Annotated in this window: 19 protein-coding genes; 6 read left to right on the forward strand and 13 right to left on the reverse strand. The window is 55.6% G+C overall.

Annotated features, from left to right (window positions below):
* Nucleotides 1-129: 129 nt before the first annotated feature.
* The 3 genes from AC2Q8J_RS10330 to AC2Q8J_RS10340 all read right to left on the reverse strand — a co-directional run bounded on the left by AC2Q8J_RS10330 (nt 130) and on the right by AC2Q8J_RS10340 (nt 1,946).
* Nucleotides 130-837 (reverse strand): thiol:disulfide interchange protein DsbA/DsbL, encoded by a 708-nt coding sequence (locus AC2Q8J_RS10330; protein ID WP_486451219.1) that lies wholly within the window; start codon nt 835-837, stop codon nt 130-132.
* A gap of 147 nt (nt 838-984) precedes the next feature.
* Nucleotides 985-1,611, reverse strand: coding sequence for a c-type cytochrome (locus tag AC2Q8J_RS10335; protein ID WP_027873374.1), 627 nt, complete (start codon nt 1,609-1,611; stop codon nt 985-987).
* A 38-nt stretch (nt 1,612-1,649) separates the two neighbouring features.
* Nucleotides 1,650-1,946, reverse strand: coding sequence for a c-type cytochrome (locus AC2Q8J_RS10340; protein ID WP_486451220.1), 297 nt, complete (start codon nt 1,944-1,946; stop codon nt 1,650-1,652).
* A 162-nt stretch (nt 1,947-2,108) separates the two neighbouring features.
* On the opposite strand from AC2Q8J_RS10340, the gene yihA reads away from it, so the two are divergent.
* Nucleotides 2,109-2,759 (forward strand): ribosome biogenesis GTP-binding protein YihA/YsxC, encoded by a 651-nt coding sequence (gene yihA, locus AC2Q8J_RS10345; RefSeq protein WP_286695287.1) that lies wholly within the window; start codon nt 2,109-2,111, stop codon nt 2,757-2,759.
* Between the two features lie 9 nt (nt 2,760-2,768).
* Here yihA and polA read toward each other — a convergent pair whose 3' ends face one another.
* A complete protein-coding gene (polA, locus tag AC2Q8J_RS10350) occupies nt 2,769-5,501 on the reverse strand; it encodes a DNA polymerase I (RefSeq protein WP_486451221.1) in 2,733 nt (910 codons plus the stop codon).
* 257 nt (nt 5,502-5,758) lie between these two features.
* Between polA and AC2Q8J_RS10355 the strand changes: the two genes are divergently transcribed.
* The gene (locus AC2Q8J_RS10355) at nt 5,759-6,028 is read left to right on the forward strand and encodes a hypothetical protein (RefSeq protein ID WP_204994881.1); all 270 of its coding nucleotides are present in this window, start codon (nt 5,759-5,761) and stop codon (nt 6,026-6,028) included.
* Nucleotides 6,029-6,031: 3 nt separating this feature from the next.
* Here AC2Q8J_RS10355 and AC2Q8J_RS10360 read toward each other — a convergent pair whose 3' ends face one another.
* Nucleotides 6,032-6,868 carry a metal ABC transporter solute-binding protein, Zn/Mn family gene (locus tag AC2Q8J_RS10360; RefSeq protein ID WP_286695289.1) on the reverse strand — a complete coding sequence of 279 codons (837 nt, stop codon included), beginning with the start codon at nt 6,866-6,868 and terminating at the stop codon, nt 6,032-6,034.
* 86 nt (nt 6,869-6,954) lie between these two features.
* Between AC2Q8J_RS10360 and AC2Q8J_RS10365 the strand changes: the two genes are divergently transcribed.
* Genes AC2Q8J_RS10365 through AC2Q8J_RS10375 form a run of 3 tightly spaced genes read left to right on the forward strand, consistent with a single transcriptional unit; the run spans nt 6,955 to nt 8,990 of the window.
* On the forward strand, nt 6,955-7,446 hold the full coding sequence (locus tag AC2Q8J_RS10365; protein ID WP_204994883.1) for a Fur family transcriptional regulator: 492 nt from the start codon (nt 6,955-6,957) through the stop codon (nt 7,444-7,446).
* Nucleotides 7,439-8,206 carry a zinc ABC transporter ATP-binding protein ZnuC gene (znuC, locus tag AC2Q8J_RS10370; protein WP_286839989.1) on the forward strand — a complete coding sequence of 256 codons (768 nt, stop codon included), beginning with the start codon at nt 7,439-7,441 and terminating at the stop codon, nt 8,204-8,206. Before AC2Q8J_RS10365 ends, znuC begins: the two co-directional genes overlap by 8 nt.
* The gene (locus tag AC2Q8J_RS10375) at nt 8,199-8,990 is read left to right on the forward strand and encodes a metal ABC transporter permease (RefSeq protein WP_027873381.1); all 792 of its coding nucleotides are present in this window, start codon (nt 8,199-8,201) and stop codon (nt 8,988-8,990) included. The genes znuC and AC2Q8J_RS10375 overlap by 8 nt, the downstream gene beginning before the upstream one ends.
* A gap of 43 nt (nt 8,991-9,033) precedes the next feature.
* Here AC2Q8J_RS10375 and AC2Q8J_RS10380 read toward each other — a convergent pair whose 3' ends face one another.
* From AC2Q8J_RS10380 to AC2Q8J_RS10400, 5 genes are read right to left on the reverse strand one after another with little or no spacing between them, the layout of a single operon-like run.
* Nucleotides 9,034-9,696 carry an SCO family protein gene (locus AC2Q8J_RS10380; RefSeq protein ID WP_424142500.1) on the reverse strand — a complete coding sequence of 221 codons (663 nt, stop codon included), beginning with the start codon at nt 9,694-9,696 and terminating at the stop codon, nt 9,034-9,036.
* Nucleotides 9,689-10,627, reverse strand: a complete 939-nt coding sequence (gene cyoE, locus AC2Q8J_RS10385; protein WP_027873383.1) for a heme o synthase — start codon at nt 10,625-10,627, stop codon at nt 9,689-9,691. Before cyoE ends, AC2Q8J_RS10380 begins: the two co-directional genes overlap by 8 nt.
* A complete protein-coding gene (locus tag AC2Q8J_RS10390) occupies nt 10,624-11,673 on the reverse strand; it encodes a COX15/CtaA family protein (RefSeq protein WP_204994886.1) in 1,050 nt (349 codons plus the stop codon). Before AC2Q8J_RS10390 ends, cyoE begins: the two co-directional genes overlap by 4 nt.
* 41 nt (nt 11,674-11,714) lie before the next feature.
* On the reverse strand, nt 11,715-12,332 hold the full coding sequence (locus AC2Q8J_RS10395) for a hypothetical protein (protein ID WP_036255773.1): 618 nt from the start codon (nt 12,330-12,332) through the stop codon (nt 11,715-11,717).
* Nucleotides 12,329-13,072 (reverse strand): SURF1 family protein, encoded by a 744-nt coding sequence (locus tag AC2Q8J_RS10400; protein WP_486451222.1) that lies wholly within the window; start codon nt 13,070-13,072, stop codon nt 12,329-12,331. The genes AC2Q8J_RS10395 and AC2Q8J_RS10400 overlap by 4 nt, the downstream gene beginning before the upstream one ends.
* A 50-nt stretch (nt 13,073-13,122) precedes the next feature.
* On the opposite strand from AC2Q8J_RS10400, the gene AC2Q8J_RS10405 reads away from it, so the two are divergent.
* Nucleotides 13,123-13,365 carry a DUF2909 domain-containing protein gene (locus AC2Q8J_RS10405; RefSeq protein ID WP_027873386.1) on the forward strand — a complete coding sequence of 81 codons (243 nt, stop codon included), beginning with the start codon at nt 13,123-13,125 and terminating at the stop codon, nt 13,363-13,365.
* A gap of 84 nt (nt 13,366-13,449) precedes the next feature.
* Here the strand turns inward: AC2Q8J_RS10405 and AC2Q8J_RS10410 are convergent, their stop codons facing one another.
* The 3 genes from AC2Q8J_RS10410 to ctaD are packed head-to-tail and all read right to left on the reverse strand — an operon-like array spanning nt 13,450 to nt 16,607.
* A complete protein-coding gene (locus AC2Q8J_RS10410) occupies nt 13,450-14,430 on the reverse strand; it encodes a cytochrome c oxidase subunit 3 (RefSeq protein WP_204994889.1) in 981 nt (326 codons plus the stop codon).
* Between the two features lie 39 nt (nt 14,431-14,469).
* Nucleotides 14,470-15,036 carry a cytochrome c oxidase assembly protein gene (locus tag AC2Q8J_RS10415; RefSeq protein WP_027873388.1) on the reverse strand — a complete coding sequence of 189 codons (567 nt, stop codon included), beginning with the start codon at nt 15,034-15,036 and terminating at the stop codon, nt 14,470-14,472.
* 14 nt (nt 15,037-15,050) lie between these two features.
* Nucleotides 15,051-16,607, reverse strand: a complete 1,557-nt coding sequence (gene ctaD, locus AC2Q8J_RS10420; protein WP_027873389.1) for a cytochrome c oxidase subunit I — start codon at nt 16,605-16,607, stop codon at nt 15,051-15,053.
* Between the last annotated feature and the right edge of the window lie 8 nt (nt 16,608-16,615).

A 16,615-nucleotide genomic window follows, 5' to 3' on the forward strand; every position in this document is an offset into this window, starting at 1 on the left:
GCGCGGTAAAGAAAGAGTATGAAGGGGCGTTTCGCTGGTGCATAGGCGACTTTAGTCGCCACATAGCCGCGTCGCTAAGCCAGCGCGACTGGGCCGCGCTGGCGGGTTCAAACTGACAGGCAGAAGCGCTTAGCGGGCGGCGCGCTCTTGCTCAATAAGCTGCTCAGCCACCTTCAACATATTGGCTTTGCTGCCTGCTGCGCGGCCAGTAACCCGGTATTTGCCATTGACGATCAACTCCGGGGTACCCGCGATACCATAGCTGCGTGCGCGGGAATCGGCTTGCCGTACCTGGCTCTTCACACCAAAGGAGTCAAAGGTTTTACGAAAGGTCTCGGCATCAATATTGCTGTGCTCAAGAAACAGTTTTTCAATCGCATCGCGATTTCGCAGCGGATTTTTCTTGAGGTTGATCTCGTCAAACAGCGGCTCGTGCACTTGGTCGAGGATGTTCAGCGCTTTGGCGGTGTAAAAGGCCTGAGCGTGCAGCACCATCAAGTCGTTCCACATTGCCGGTGACTGCACAAACGCCACATCCTCGGGCAACTGTTTCGCCCACGCGCTCACCATAGGCTCGAAGTCAAAACAGTGGCTACAGCCGTACCAAAACACTTCCACGACTTCGATTTTATTCGCATCGGATGTGCGCACCGGCTGAGCAATACGAACAAAGCCTTCGCCGTTAACCGCTGTGGCTGGTGGCGCGGTGCGCGTTTCAGCGGTCGTTTTAGCAGCAACCTGGGCGGCCTGCCCGCCTGTCGCATCACCATTGCTACAGGCCGATACCAACAGCGCCATCAGGCCAAACAGATACATTGAGATGTGTTTCTTCATCATTCCCATCCTAGTTACTTATGCGAGTCGAGTGCGCGATGCCGATAGAGTGTATCAGACACACCGACGGCTGTGCGGTTCCTACAGCTCAACCAATTCAACGGCGAAAAAAAAGGCGGCTATTGCCGCCTTTCACAAGCTCTGCACGCCTTAGTTATGCAGACCTTGAATGAAGTTTGAGACCGCTTCAATCTCGGCATCGCTCATTTTGAAAGCGATCATGCGCATGGTCTTCGCTTCGCCGTCATTATCGCGACCTTCGCGTCCATCCATTGCTGCACGGAAAGCCTTAAGCTGCGCTGCGGTGTAGTCAGCGTATTGGCCGCTCAATTTGGGGAAGCCAGCTGCTGCCATCCCTGCACCCGTAGGTGAGTGACAAGCAGAGCACGCTGGAATACCGCGCTCGGCAATGCCGCCACGGTAAATCGCTTCGCCTTTCTTAACCAGCGCCGGATCCGCTTGGCCAACAGAGCCAGTCTGGCTCGCGTAGTAAGCGGCGATATCGGCAATGTCCTGATCGCTCAGGTTGTCGGTCTGGCCGGCCATCATTGGCACAGGACGCGCACCCGACTTGATGTCATGAATTTGCTTGATCAGGTAGCGCTCACCCTGGCCAGCCAATTTCGGAAAGGTGGGTGCCGGGCTGTTGCCGTCTTGACCGTGACAGGCGGCGCATGAGGCAGATTTTGACTTGCCGGCAGCAGCGTTACCTTCCACAGCCACCGCAACATTACTCAGCAGCAGGGAAGCAAGAAAAACTAGCAAAGGTTTGTTCATGATCACTTACTCTTTAAAAACAGAAGTTCTAGCGCGCCTTACTTGGCCGTCGCCATATACTCAATCAGCGCTTGGAAGTCGGCATCGCTACAATCAAAGCACAAACCCATTGGCGGCATAGTGTTAAAGCCTTTACGAGCGTGTTTTACGAGCGTTTCCATTCCCTTTTCCAAACGCGGAGTCCAGGCGGCAACATCACCAGTTTTCGGCGCGCCATTGGCACCAAAACCGTGACAGGCGTAACACGACTTCTTGTAACGCGCCTCGACATCGGCGTTGGCACTAGCGGCTACGCTGGTAATGGCAAGAAGTACTGCGAATAAGCATTTTTTCATGGTTTACCCTCTCTTCTGACCGGCGCCCGCGATGAAAGCTGCGACACGCTGGGTGATGACCCCCAGTAAAAACTGCGGCATTATACACAACAAGCCCGAGTCTGGGCCATTTTTTGGCTCCCCCAGACTTGCTATGCACCGCAATACTCGCCCGGATATTTTATGCCCAAGGCCAATTCTGTTAATTACCGCCGTGCCGTCTACATGAAAAGTGCACCCAAACTTGCCCAATGCCCCGAAGACAGCGGCGCGGAGGTCGCATTTGCCGGCCGTTCGAACGCAGGCAAGTCGAGTGCCATTAATCGCTTGACGGAAAACAGCAAGATGGCCAAGACCAGTAAAACACCAGGTCGTACCCAGCTTATCAACTTTTTCTCTGTGAACGAACAAGACAGCATGCGACTTGTTGACCTACCCGGCTACGGTTTCGCCAAAGTGCCGCTGAAGGTGAAGCAAGAATGGGAACGCAATCTGGAGTATTACCTGCAGCACCGCCAATCACTGCGCGGCCTGGTGCTAATGATGGATATTCGCCACCCGCTCACCGACTTCGACACCACCATGCTGAATTGGGCCCACCAGGCGGGGATGCCGGTTCGCATCCTGCTGACAAAGGCCGACAAACTCAAGCGCGGGCCGGCGATGTCGACCCTACTACAAGTGCGAAAAGCCCTTCAGCCCTACGGCGGGCTGGTAAACGCGCAGCTGTTTTCAGCACCGCGTGGCGACGGTCTGGATGACCTTCGCGAACAGCTCGACGTGTGGCTAACCGCTCGCTTTGAAGAAGACGAGGAGCTCGACGACCTCGACTGAGACCCGGCGCTAGTGCGCCTCGTCCCAGTTATCGCCACTGCCCACTCCTACCTCTAACGGTATAGCCAGCTCGGCAGCGCTCTCCATCAACGCGACAACACGCTCTTGAACGCTATCGAGCTGATCCTCGGCAACCTCAAGAATCAGTTCGTCGTGAACCTGCATAATCATTTTCGCGTCGGGCTGCTGCTCGCTCAGATAGGCATCCACGGCGATCATTGCCCGCTTGATAATATCAGCAGCAGTGCCTTGCATGGGGGCATTGATTGCCGTGCGCTCGGCAGCCTGACGCCGCTGGCCATTGCGCGCGTTAATTTCCGGCAGGTGCAGGCGGCGGCCGAACAGGGTTTCCACATAACCTTTTTCCGCCGCGAGCGCGCGGGTGTTGTCCATATACTCTCTGACCCCCGGGTAGCGCTCAAAGTAGCGGTCGATATATTGCTGGGCCTCGTTGCGCCCAATATGGAGCTGGCGCCCCAGGCCAAAGGCCGACATTCCGTAGATCAGCCCAAAGTTAATGGCTTTGGCGTTGCGGCGCTGCTCATCGCTCACAGCGTCTAACTCCACCCCGAATACCTCGGCAGCGGTGGCGCGATGAATGTCCTCACCATTTTTAAAGGCGTTGATCAGGCCCTCGTCACCAGAGAGGTGGGCCATTATGCGAAGCTCGATTTGCGAATAGTCCGCCGCCAGTATTTTGTAACCCTGCGGCGCCACGAAGGCCTTTCGTATGCGGCGGCCTTCGGCACTGCGAATGGGAATGTTCTGCAGGTTAGGGTCAGACGACGACAAACGCCCGGTAGCGGCAACAGCCTGATGGTAGGAGGTATGCACGCGCCCGGTTTGCGGGTCGATCAACTGCGGTAACTTGTCGGTATACGTCGACTTCAGTTTCGCCAACCCGCGGTAATCGAGAATAACTTGCGGCAGGGGGTAGTCGTGAGCCAGCTCAACGAGCACTTCTTCAGCCGTAGACGGCGCGCCCTTGGGCGTTTTGCGGATGACGGGGATTTCCAGTCGTTCAAACAGAATTTCACCCAGCTGCTTGGGCGAGGACAAATTAAACTCGCCACCGGCAATATCGTAGGCCTGCTGCTCCAGCTGCTTGAGCTTGTCGGCAATCTCCATGCTCTGCACCGCCAACATGTCTCGGCTAATCAGGGCGCCGTTGCGCTCGATCCGTGACAGCACTCCCACCAAGGGCAATTCAATATCCCGGTACACGGAAACAAGGGATGGCGCCTCGCTGAGCTTGGGCGCCAGGGCCTGATGCAGGCATAGGGTGACGTCGGCATCCTCAGCGGCGTAGGGGCCGGCTTGCTCGAGTGCGATTTGATTAAAACTAAGCTGCTTAGCGCCTTTGCCAGCAATGTCTTCAAAGTGAATGGTTGATTGGCCCAGGTATTTCAACGCCAGGCTATCCATATCGTGACGACTGCCCGTGGAATCCAGCACATACGACTCAAGCATGGTGTCTTCGGCGATACCCCGCAGGGTAATGCCGTGGTTCGCCAAGACATTCGCATCGTACTTAAGGTTTTGCCCCAGCTTGGCGACCTTGGCATCTTCCAACAAAGGCTTTAACGCGCCGAGCACGCGCTCTTCACTGAGCTGCGTTGGCGCGTCGATATAGTCGTGGCCAAAGGGCACATAGGCCGCCTCGCCGGGCTCAATGGCAAAAGACACCCCAACCACCCGCGCCTGCATATAATTCAGACTGGTTGTCTCGGTATCGAAGGCGAACAATGCCGCTGCGCTCAGTCGATCCAGCCACTGCTGAAAACTCTCCTCGTCGAGAATAACGCTGTACTGCTTTTCCGAGGAGTTACCAGGCTGATCGTCGCCTACCTCGGCTGCAGCTGCCCCCTCATTGCGCTGCAGCTCGTCGACCCAACCTTTAAACTCCATGTCGCGAAACAGCGCCAATAACTGCTCATTGTCGACGCTACCCGGCTGAAGATCCGCCACCGCAACATCGAGCGCCACATCGCACTTAATCGTGGCCAACTCGTAGGACAACTCTGCCGCCTCGCGCGAGGCCTCTAACTTTTTCGCCAGGCTCTTGGCGCCGCGAATGGATAGGTCCGCAACCTCATCTAGCCGGGCATAGATATCTTTTATGCCACCCAGGGCCTGCAGCAGGGCCAGGGCGGTTTTTTCGCCAACGCCAGCCACGCCCGGAATATTGTCGACCTTGTCCCCCATTAACGCGAGGTAGTCGATAATCAGCGAGGGTGGGATACCAAATTTTTCGGCGACGGCAGCCTCATCCATTTTGGTATCGGTCATGGTGTTCACCAGCGTGACATGGGCATTCACTAGCTGCGCCATATCTTTATCTCCGGTCGACACCACCACCGGCCGCTCCGCGCCCGCCTGGGCCGCCAGGGTGCCAATCACATCGTCGGCTTCCACACCGTCGATCACCAGTCTCGGCAAACCCATGGCGTCGACAATGTCGTGAATAGGCTGAATTTGCACCCGCAGGTCGTCCGGCATCGGTGGGCGGTTGGCCTTGTAGTCGCTGTACATGTCGTCGCGAAAGGTTTTGCCCTTGGCGTCAAATACCACGGCAATGGGGCTATCGGGGTAATCCTTCTGCAGGCGGCGCAACATGCTGATAACCCCTTTCACCGCACCGGTGGGCTGCCCTTTGGAATTGGTCAGCGGAGGCAAGGCATGGAAGGCCCGGTATAAATAAGAAGAACCGTCTACCAGTACAAGAGGGGTTGTCGCAGTCATTGTCCAAATATTCATTGCCAGCCGAAGAAGCCGCGAGTGTATCACGAAGCCAGAAATCGAGTGACCCACATAGCAAGACCAAGTGTTACCGAAAATCTCCCCAGGTAACACCCAAATACCCTTATGAACAGCGCATTACACCAACATGAACAAAGTTTAAGCATATTGAGCCGCCGGCAATGTGTTACCTTACGTAACACAAGGTGACAACAGCATCTTGTTCCGGGGCAACAGCGCCCCACAGAGGAGAAAGAGAGATGAAAAAGCTAAGCAGCGCAGTACTACTTTTGATTGCCAGCACCGCAGCGTTTGCCGCTGACGAGGACACGGCGTCGGGCGCGCCGCTGGTATTAGCCTACAGTGAAGCCACCGCAAGTTATGCACCGGAAAATACGGCTGTTAACAACACCGTTAATGCCGAACGCGTACTGGCAAACACACTGGATGTGGTCTCAGCCTCACTGAGCGTAGCACTGGACAACTTCGAAGCGCCGTCACTGCCTGGCGCCAAAAACCTCGACCAGTAAACGCTAAGGACTTGCGACCAAACAGCTCGCAAATGCCTCACCAAGCTGGCGGTAAAAGCCCATAAAGCCGCCAGCTGTCGTGGTCTCACCCGCCATCGGGTCCAGCTCGACAACCGGCACGTCCAGTCCCTGCGTCAACACCCTCAACATTGCGGCAGGATATTGCGGCTCGCGAAACACACACTGTATCTCACCCGCCTGCAATTGCTCGCGCAACTCGGCCAGGTGCCGCGCTCCCGCCATACGACCCTCACCACCCGACAGCACCAGCCCGCCACGCAAATCATAGCGAGCCTCAAAACGGGAAAAGCCGTCATGCAAAAACAGATAGCGCTGATCACTTGCTCGCTGCAAGCGGGACGCTAATGATTTGTCATACAGGCGCAGGGCAGAAGTGAGGCGCGCCGCGTTGGCATGGAAGTATGCACTGCGACTGGGCACCCGATCTGACAGCAGCTTAGCGATGCGCCGCGCCATATAGTGAATTTGCTCAACATCCAGCCAGTAGTGGGCATCAACATCGCCGGGCTGGTCATCCGGATACAGAGCAACCGCATGGTCAAAGCGGCGGATGGGCTTGCTCAGGTAGTGCTCCAACGCGGGCCCAAACCACAGCACCATATCCGCTTTAGCCAAACGGCCGAGATCAGAGCTGCGCAACTGAAAATCGTGAGGTGACGTCGCTGCAGACTGCAGCAACGCAACCTCGGCGGCATCGCCGGCAATGTCGGCCACTAACAACTGCAGCGGCTTAACGGTAGTAATCAGTTGCAAGGACGACGCGTAAGCCGGCACAGAAATACAGCAAAAACACAGCAATATCAGCCAGCAGCGGCGCATGATCGACAGTAACCTCAACGTCAGGTGGTGTAACAGAAAGAAAATTGAAATATTATAACATTATTATTTCTACTAGGTGCTGACCAATGCCTACCGAGGCACCCGAGCAACATCACAACCATCAACATTGCATTGATGAAGCCCTGCAGCGTGCGCGCCAGATATGTGCCGCCCGCGGTGCACGACTCACGCCGATTCGCGAGCATGTTCTCAGCCTGATCTGGGAAAGCCACAAACCGGTGGGCGCCTATAGCTTGCTGGAGTCGCTCGATGCGCAAAGCGAGCGTCGCAGCACACCCCCCACCGTCTATCGCGCCTTGGATTTTTTACTGGAGCAGGGGCTGGTTCACCGCATTGCGTCGCTCAACGCCTTTGTCGGCTGCGCGGACCCGAGCCACCGACACTCCGGGCACTTCCTCATTTGCCGGCACTGCAATACCGCCATTGAACTCGACGCTGAGGCGATCGATAGCGCCATCCGCCAAGCCGCCGAGGGGCGCGGCTTCCACGCAGAAGAGCAGTGCGTAGAGGTTGTCGGCAGCTGCCAGCGCTGCCAGGAGCAACCCGAGAGTGCGTGACGGCCAACTTCTGCAGCTTGAAAAGGTGTCGCTTAGCCTCCGCCAGCAAACCCTGCTGTCAGAGATTGACCTGAACCTGGCGAGGCGCGAAATCATGACAATTATCGGCCCGAATGGCGCCGGTAAAAGCACCCTGCTCCGCATCGCCCTGGGCCTGCAGCGCCCCGATAGTGGCACCGTGACGCGCGCGCCAGGCCTGCGCATTGGCTACATGCCGCAGCGCCTGAGCATCAATCCACTGATGCCGATCAGCGTTAGTCGCTTTTTACGCATGTCGCAGCAGCGGCGCTGCAGCATCAAGCAAGCCCTGTCCCGCACGGGCATTGCCCACCTGGCTGACCGACCACTCCACGATATCTCCGGCGGTGAAACTCAGCGGGTGCTACTTAGCCGCGCACTGCTCGCCGAGCCCGAGCTATTGGTACTCGACGAGCCGGCTCAAGGGGTGGACATCACCGGCCAAACCGAACTCTACGAGTTGATTGGCGAGCTGAGAGATCAGCTGGGCTGCGCAGTGTTGATGGTTTCTCACGACCTTCACTGGGTAATGGCGCAGACCGACACCGTTATTTGCCTCAATCAGCACGTTTGCTGCCACGGACATCCAGAGACGGTTAGCAATGATCCGGCTTATTTATCACTTTTCGGCCGTCGGCATGCCGAGGCGATTGCCCTCTATCAGCATGACCACGATCACCGCCACGACATGCATGGCGAAGTTGTAAGGGAGAAGGGCGACGGCCCCTGCCATCATGACTGATATTTTACTCAACGCACTGGCGGCCGGACTGATATTGGCGCTGGTGTGCGGCCCCCTTGGCACGCTGGTCACCTGGCAGCGCATGGCCTACTTTGGCGACACTCTTGCGCACTCGGCACTATTGGGGCTCGCGCTCGGTTTAAGCTGGCAAATACGCTTGGAGTGGGCGGTGTTACTCGCCTGCACCGGCATCGCCGTGCTGCTGTTCGCCCTGCAGTTATGGCGCGACACCGCCCTGGACAGCTTACTGGGCATTCTCTCCCACACCAGTCTGGCACTGGGCTTGGTAGCGCTGTCATTTATGGATGGCCCGGCATTTGATCTCAATAGCTTTTTATTCGGCGACTTGCTGGCGGTAATGCCAGAAGATTTGCGCTTACTGGCGGGCATCGCCACCGTTGTATTGCTATTACTGGGCTGCTACTGGCGCGGCCTGGTAGCGGTAATCGCTCACGCCGAGTTAGCGGCTGTAGAGGGCCGCAATGTGAACGCTCTGCGCCTTTTGTTGATGCTGCTGATTGCCGCAACCGTCGCGGTCGCGATGAAGGTTGTCGGTGTGCTGCTGATCACCGCGATGCTCATTATTCCCGCGTCGGCGGCAGGCAGATTATCCCGCAGCCCTGAGCAGTGTGCGGTAATTGCGATTTTATGCGGCGTCGCAGCGGTGGCCTCAGGGCTGGCAGCCGCCTGGACGTGGGATAGCCCAGGCGGGCCAAGCGTTGTCTTGTGCGCAGCACTGATCTTCGTTGCGGCGCAGTTTAGCCGCGGCTTTCGTCAGGCATAAAAAAACGCCGACTCGCGGCGTTTTTAGCGCTTTTATTTCTACCCTAATAATGCTCGCGGATCGTCAGGAAGCTGCGCTTCATCTTACTGATGTCTAGCGGCGCCCTGAAAAAGCCAAGTGAATGCCCCTGAGGATTAACTAAGGCAACGTTGGCGCTGTGATCCACCATGTAATCGTCACCGCCGCCCGGCACTTTGGCGAAGGGGATATTCAACGCCGTGGCAAAACGGTGGATCTCGAGAAAATCCCCCGTGATCCCGCGAAATGACGGATGAAAAAACGCTAAGTAGCTGCGCATTTGCTCGGGCGTATCCCGGGCTGGATCAACACTGGCCAGCCAAATTTGAGTGTTCGCCTGAACGTCCGGTTCCAGCTCCTGATACAGCAGCTTGAGCTGAGCCAGGGTGGTGGGGCAGATATCAGGGCAGTAGGTAAAACCGAAGAAAATCAGATTCCACTGGCCTTTGAGGGCCTCCGGGGTCAGCGTTTTCCCCTGTTCATCAAGCAAACTAAACCCGGGAATCATGCGCGGGTTCTCATAGAGGTAGGCCCCCTGATCACGCAGTTCGTCCTTGGTCATCACCCGTGCTTTGGTGAAGGCGTAAAAGAAACCCGCAACCAAGCTGCCGGCAATCAGCACAATTATTAATACCGTTAGACGTATGCCGCGCCGCTGCTTATTTGTCGCTTCCGTGGCCTCACTCATAGCCAGACACCTCGTAAATGATCGTTGCGGGCAGCATATAATGATCCAACAACATAACAATAAACAGGGCCATCAAGTAAATAATGGAGTACTTGAAGGTCGCCATCGGCGCTTTCGGGTCATTACCGCGCAGCAGCACGATAGCCCAGTAAATAAAGCCCGCCCCCAAACAGATCGCCCCCAACAGGTACAACATGCCGCTCATTCCAGTGGCGAAAGGTAGCAGCGTGACCACGAACAACAACAGGGTGTAGAGCAGGGTATGCAATTTGGTGTAACCAATGCCGTGGGTCACCGGCAGCATGGGGATATCGACCTTGGCGTAATCATCGCGCCGGTGGATCGCTAGCGCCCAGAAGTGTGGCGGCGTCCACACAAAGATAATCAGCACCAGCAGCAGAGCATGCCCGTGAATCTCACCGGTAACCGCCGTCCAGCCCAGTAGCGGCGGCGCCGCACCAGCAATACCACCGATGACGATATTCTGTGGTGTCGCGCGCTTTAAGTACAGGGTATACACCACGGCGTAACCAAGCAGCGAGGCGAGGGTCAACCAAGCCGTCAGGGCATTGATCTCAACTAACAGGATCGCCATTCCTGCAACCCCAAGAACCGCAGCAAAGATCGCCGCATTAACCGTTTTCAACCGGCCCTGCGCAATCGGCCGGTTGTGGGTACGGGCCATAATGAGATCGATACGGCGATCCACCAAGTGATTGACCGCCGCCGCGGCCGCCGCGCACAAGCCAATACCCAGGTTGCCAAACACCAACACCCGCCATGGCACCATACCGGGGACCGCCATAAACATACCGATGATCGATGTCAGCAGCATGAGAAAGACGACATTCGGCTTACACAGCTCGTAGTAATCGCGCCAACTCACCGCCGACGATTGCGGCTCGGCCTCGGCGACATTTTCCCGACTCATACTCGTACACCCCCACGGTTTACCGTTGCGGTAAACACGCAATAATTCATTGTCACCATTACCAATAGCAGTAGCGCGCCAACCAGGTTATGCGTCACCGCCACAGCAATGGGGAAGTTAAATACTATATTGCTAATACCCAAAAGCACCTGGGCAACGAGGACGGCAAGCATTACCACCGACAGACGTTTCGCAGGCGCCGTCGCCAAGCCGCGCAGTTTCACAAACAAAAACAGCAAGTACAGGCTCGTTATGATCGCGCCGATGCGATGGCTGACATGGATGGCCACCCGCGCGTCGTTGTCCAGCACGCCACCAAGGTAGTTCGGCCCAACCTGCTGAGCGATATTAAAGCCATTGGCGAAGTCCATCGGCGGCAACCACGCGCCCTGGCAGCGCGGAAAGTCGGGGCAGGCAATGTCGGCGTAATTGGAAGTGGTCCAGCCACCGAGCGCGATTTGGCCGACAACAATCAGCAGCCCGACAACAACCAAAGGCCGCAGAGCGGTCAGCTTTGGCTCAACAATAGCGGGCAATTGCCAGCGCTGATTATTTAATCGCAGGGTAAGCAGCCACAATAAACTGATGGTTGTGAAGCCGCCCAACAAGTGGGCAGTGACCACTTGCGGCCACAGTTTCAGCGTCACCGTCCACATGCCGAACATGCCCTGCAAGATAATGAAGGCCAGCAGAAAAACCGGCAGTTTCAGAGGTTGCTCTGGGCCGCGGTTGCGCAGCGCAAACACCAGGATGCCAATGGTGAACAATCCCAGGCTCGTCGCTAAATAACGGTGCACCATCTCCGGCCAGGTCTTATCGTGCTCCACCGGCATTTCCGGGTAGGCTTCATTCGCGCGAGCAACTTCGTGGTCTTCGGTCGGCCATAACACGTGGCCATAGCAACCCGGCCAATCGGGGCAACCCAAGCCGGCGTCAGCCAAACGGGTAAACACCCCCATGCCCAACACAATAATGGCAACCAAGCAGGCACTGAATGCCAGACGAAATCCGGGCTTACGCAAATCGGGACTATTAAACAGCGTCATCTATCTCTCTACCAATCTGTTTTGTATTCGCCAGCACCGCACTACTTAAGCAAGCGGCGCATGTCTTTGAGCACGTCCTTGCCCAGGGTTGTTAACGTTTCCGTGGTGGTATCCTCTGCACGGTAGACCATCATCACCCACCCCAGCGGATCGACAACGTAGAAGCTGTGCTTGTCCAGTGGCGAAGTTGGCAATGCCGAAAAGGCCTTGAGGAAGCGACTACCATCAACATTTACTACCGTGATGTCACTGTGCTCTTGCTCGATAAAATCGCGAAGCTGTGGCGACAAAGGCCCCTCAGTAGCAAGGTAGACGCGCTCGACCCGGTCCGTTTTCTTGCCCAAGGCCACATGTGTCTGCCGCGTTAAATACAGCATGCGCTCGCAAGCGCCCTGGCACTCGCGACCACCGACAACCATAAACACCCAACGCGACTCGGCGGTGTCAAACAGGTACTCGCTGCCATCAACACGGGTCGGCGTTAATTCGCTAAGCTGCACCGGCGGTTGAATTAAGCTACCGCGATTGACCGTGCCAAAATCCAATACTCGCTTTTGCGCCAACAAAAACATTACGCTGGACACGGCAATAACCAGCACCGGAATGGCAAGAATTAGCGCAACCTGCTTTTTACTACCTGAAGGCAGCTCCGACGTCATGATTTTCCCTCTTGTTTTAAACGCTGTTTAATTACCGCCAGCACATTGCTGTTGCGAATTAAAAATATCACCGCCAACATCGCCGCCATCGCAAACCACTGAACGGCATAGCCGTGGTGCTTTTGTGGCGAAACGTTTATCAGCACACGATCTGTACGTAGCGCAGCCGGGCTGCGTTCACTCAGGCGCATTACCGTCGGTAATACCCCATCTATTTCCTGCGCGACCTCGTCGGCATCGAACCACTGCTGACGCCGTGGCCAGTTTGTCGGCGACTCTTCTCCTAAGCTGAACGGCTCTTCCAGCGATTTATATAGCTCACCCTGTAGACGAAGCTTGCCCTCAGGCCACGTAATCTGCGGCAAGGTTTGGCGGCTCGGATCAGCAGCAATCCAGCCGCGTTCGACAAGCACTTTACGTCCATCAGCCAAATTCAGGAGCGCGATTATCTCATAACCGAATTGCCCCTGCCTGATCCGATTGTCCAATAACCAGTATCGTTGGGTGTCAAATTGTCCCAGGGCGAAAACCGGGCGGTAATTCGGGTAGTCGTTAAGCACGGCGATATCCACGGCGGCTTGTTGCCGACGCTCCTGAGCGGCCGTCAATAGCTGTTGCTTCTCGTCAGCACGCTGCAGCTGCCAAAAGCCCAACCGTATCGTCAGGGGCAGGGCCAACAAGATAACGATCAAAGACTTCCAGTCGAGCGACCATTGCAAAGGCGTGCGCGTGTAAGGCATGTCGAGATTCCGATTGTGTATACTGCGGCAAACGCTATGGGAGAGTTCTAATGTGGTTAAAAGTCGTCATTGTAGTGCTATTTATTGCACTGTGTTTCAGCCTGTTCAGCGGCCTGTTTTTTCTATTTAAAGATCGCGGCACAACGATGCGCACCTGGCAGTCACTGAGCGTGCGCCTAGCGATTGCGACGCTGCTGATGGGCTTTCTGTTTTATGGGGTGTATACCGGCCAGCTTGGCTCAAAGGCTCCCTGGGATCAGCGCTACCTGGATGACGGCCGCGCCACACGCTAAGCACCACATAAAAAAACGGCCGGAAACGCCTATTTGCCATGCAAACTCACGTATCCGGCCGTTTTCGGCGTCGTTAAACGCTACTTACAAGATATAGACAAACAGGAACAGGAATACCCATACCACGTCTACAAAGTGCCAGTACCAAGACGACGCTTCAAAGCCAAACTGATCATCGGCGGTGAAATGCCCCTTGCTTGTTGAACGCAGCCACTGGATCAGCAGCATGACGGTACCCATCGCCACGTGGAAGCCGTGGAAGCCGGTCAACATGAAGAACGTAGTGCCGTAAACACCGCTGTTCAGCTTGATGCCATATTCAAACAAGGCTTCGTGGTATTCCATGTACTGCAGGTACAGGAAGATCGCACCCAGCGCCACAGTAATGAACAACCACAGGTTAAACTTCTTGCGGTTGTTTTCCTTGATGCCCATGTGAGCAATGTGGCAAGTGAAGCTGGAGGTCAGCAGGATGATGGTGTTGTACAGCGGCAGCCAGTGGCCGATGTTAGCAAAACCAGGGAAAGACAAGTGCTTCTCTGCACCGGTAAATTCACCATTGTTCGCCAGATGCCCCGCAGCCGCCTGACCGGAAACACCACCAATGGCGTCCTGAGGCGTTTCCATCAACGGCCAGCTGTACTCAAAGCCCGGCCATAGCAGCGTGTTCATCGCACCATCGCCTTCGCCCGCCAGCCATGGGCCAGCCAGGTTACGAATGTAGAACAGTGCGCCAAAGAAGGCTGCAAAGAACATCACTTCCGAGAAGATAAACCACTGCATGCCAATCACGTAAGAGTGCTTGAGCTGAGCACTGTTCATGCCCTGGCGGTTTTCACGAATAGTGGTTGCGAACCATACCCACAGGGTGGCGGCGAAATACGCCAAACCAGCAAACAGGATAAAACTAGAGTTGGTTTCTTCACCGGGGCGATAGCTGGCGTCGTTAATTACGCTGGCCGCGCCATAAACCGAAGCTACCAAACCGATAGTTGCGTTGATAGCAAGGCTACTTTTCTCCGGCACGTAATAGGTTTCGTGCCCGGCATTGCTTTGACCCGCCATGATTAATTCTCCGTTTTCTCGCTTGAGAAAAATCTCTTTCTATTTAGACGCCGCAACAGAATCCTGCTTTGCGGCCATCTCGGTTACGTCAAAAATCGTGTAGGAAAGGGTGATTACGTGTATGTCTTTGGGTAGATCCCGGTCGACAATAAAACGCAACGGCATATCGGCTTCTTTGCCGGCATCCAGCGGTTGCTGGTTAAAACAGAAGCACTCGGTCTTGTGAAAGTACTCTGCCGCACGCGAGGGAACGATGCTGGGAATGGTCTGCGATACCATATAGTGGCTCTGGGTGTTCTTGGCGTAGAACGTCACCATCGCAGGCTCCCCGGGATGAACCTCTACCTGACTGGTATTCGGGCCAAACTCCCAGGGCATCAGCTCGTTATTTTGCGCGACAAACTGCACTTTTACCGTGCGGCTTTCGTCAACCGCACTGTCAACCACTTCATAGCGGCCACCTGTCTTACCGTTGATACCCAACACCTCACAAAGTGCATTGTAAAGTGGTGGCATCACCCACATGGCAAAGGCAAACATTGCGACAACAAGCACCAGTAACTTACCAGTGGTTTGAATAACGTTACGCTGCGTTGCATTTGCCATGTTTCCGACTCCTCTTACTTAACTTCCGGTGGTGTGCTGAAAGTATGGTAAGGCGCCGGGCTAGGTACGGTCCACTCCAGAGTGGTTGCACCATCCCAAACTTTGTCGTCGTTGACCGGCTTGCCGTGCGTGATGGTCCGAACAATGTTGAACAGGAACAACAGCTGGCTAGAGCCATAGATGAATGCACCGATAGACGACATCATGTTGAAGTCAGCAAACATCAGGTTGTAGTCAGGGATACGACGCGGCATACCTGCCAAGCCCACGAAATGCTGCGGGAAGAAGGTCAGGTTGAAACCGATGAATGATACCCAGAAGTGCACTTTACCCATGGTCTCGTTGTACATTTTGCCTGTCCACTTAGGCAGCCAGTAGTACACGGCAGAAGACAGAGCAAAGATCGCACCCGCCACCATGGTGTAGTGGAAGTGAGCAACAACGAAGTAGCTGTCGTGGTATTGGAAGTCAGCCGGCGCAATCGCCAACATCAGACCCGAGAAACCACCCACGGTGAACAGGAATACCTTGGCGATAGCAAACAGCATCGGCGTTTCAAGGGTAATAGACCCCTTGAACATCGTGGTAATCCAGTTGAACACCTTCGCCGCCGTTGGTACTGCGATCAGCATAGTGGCGTACATAAAGAACAGCTCACCAGCGATCGGCAGACCTACTGTGTACATGTGGTGAGCCCACACGATGAACGATAGGAAAGCGATAGAAGCCGTCGCGTAAACCATCGATGCATAGCCGAACAGAGGCTTGCGCGAGAAGGTTGGGATAACCTCAGACACCACACCGAAGGCAGGCAGAATGATGATGTATACCTCGGGGTGACCGAAGAACCAGAACACGTGCTGGAACAGAACAGGGTCACCGCCACCCGCTGCTGAGAAGAAGCTGGTACCGAAGTGAATATCCATCAACATCATGGTAACTGCGCCAGCCAGTACGGGCATTACCGCAACCAGCAAGAAAGCAGTGATCAACCACGTCCACACGAACATCGGCATTTTCATGTAGGTCATGCCAGGCGCGCGCATGTTCACAACCGTAGCGATAATGTTGATCGAGCCCATAATGGACGAGATACCCATCGCGTGTACGGCGAAAATGAAGAAGGTCACGCTCGGTGGCGCATAGGTCGTCGACAGCGGCGCGTAGAATGTCCAACCGAAGTTAGGACCGCCACCTTCCATGAACAAGGTAGACGCCAACAACAGGAATGTGGGCGGCAGGATCCAGAAGGACCAGTTGTTCATACGCGGCAGTGCCATATCTGGCGCGCCGATCATCATTGGAATCATCCAGTTCGCCAAACCGACGAAGGCCGGCATAATGGCGCCGAATACCATGACCAGGCCGTGCATGGTGGTCATCTGGTTGAAGAACTCCGGCTCAACAATTTGCAAACCGGGTTGGAACAGCTCTGCTCGAATAATCATGGCGAACGAGCCGCCAAGCAGGAACATAGCGAAACTGAACCACAAGTACATCGAGCCGATGTCTTTGTGGTTGGTGGTGGTTAACCACCGGGTCAAACCTTTAGCAGGTCCGTGAGCACCCATGGTGAATC

The sequence above is a fragment of the Spongiibacter sp. C9W genome (assembly GCF_057370015.1).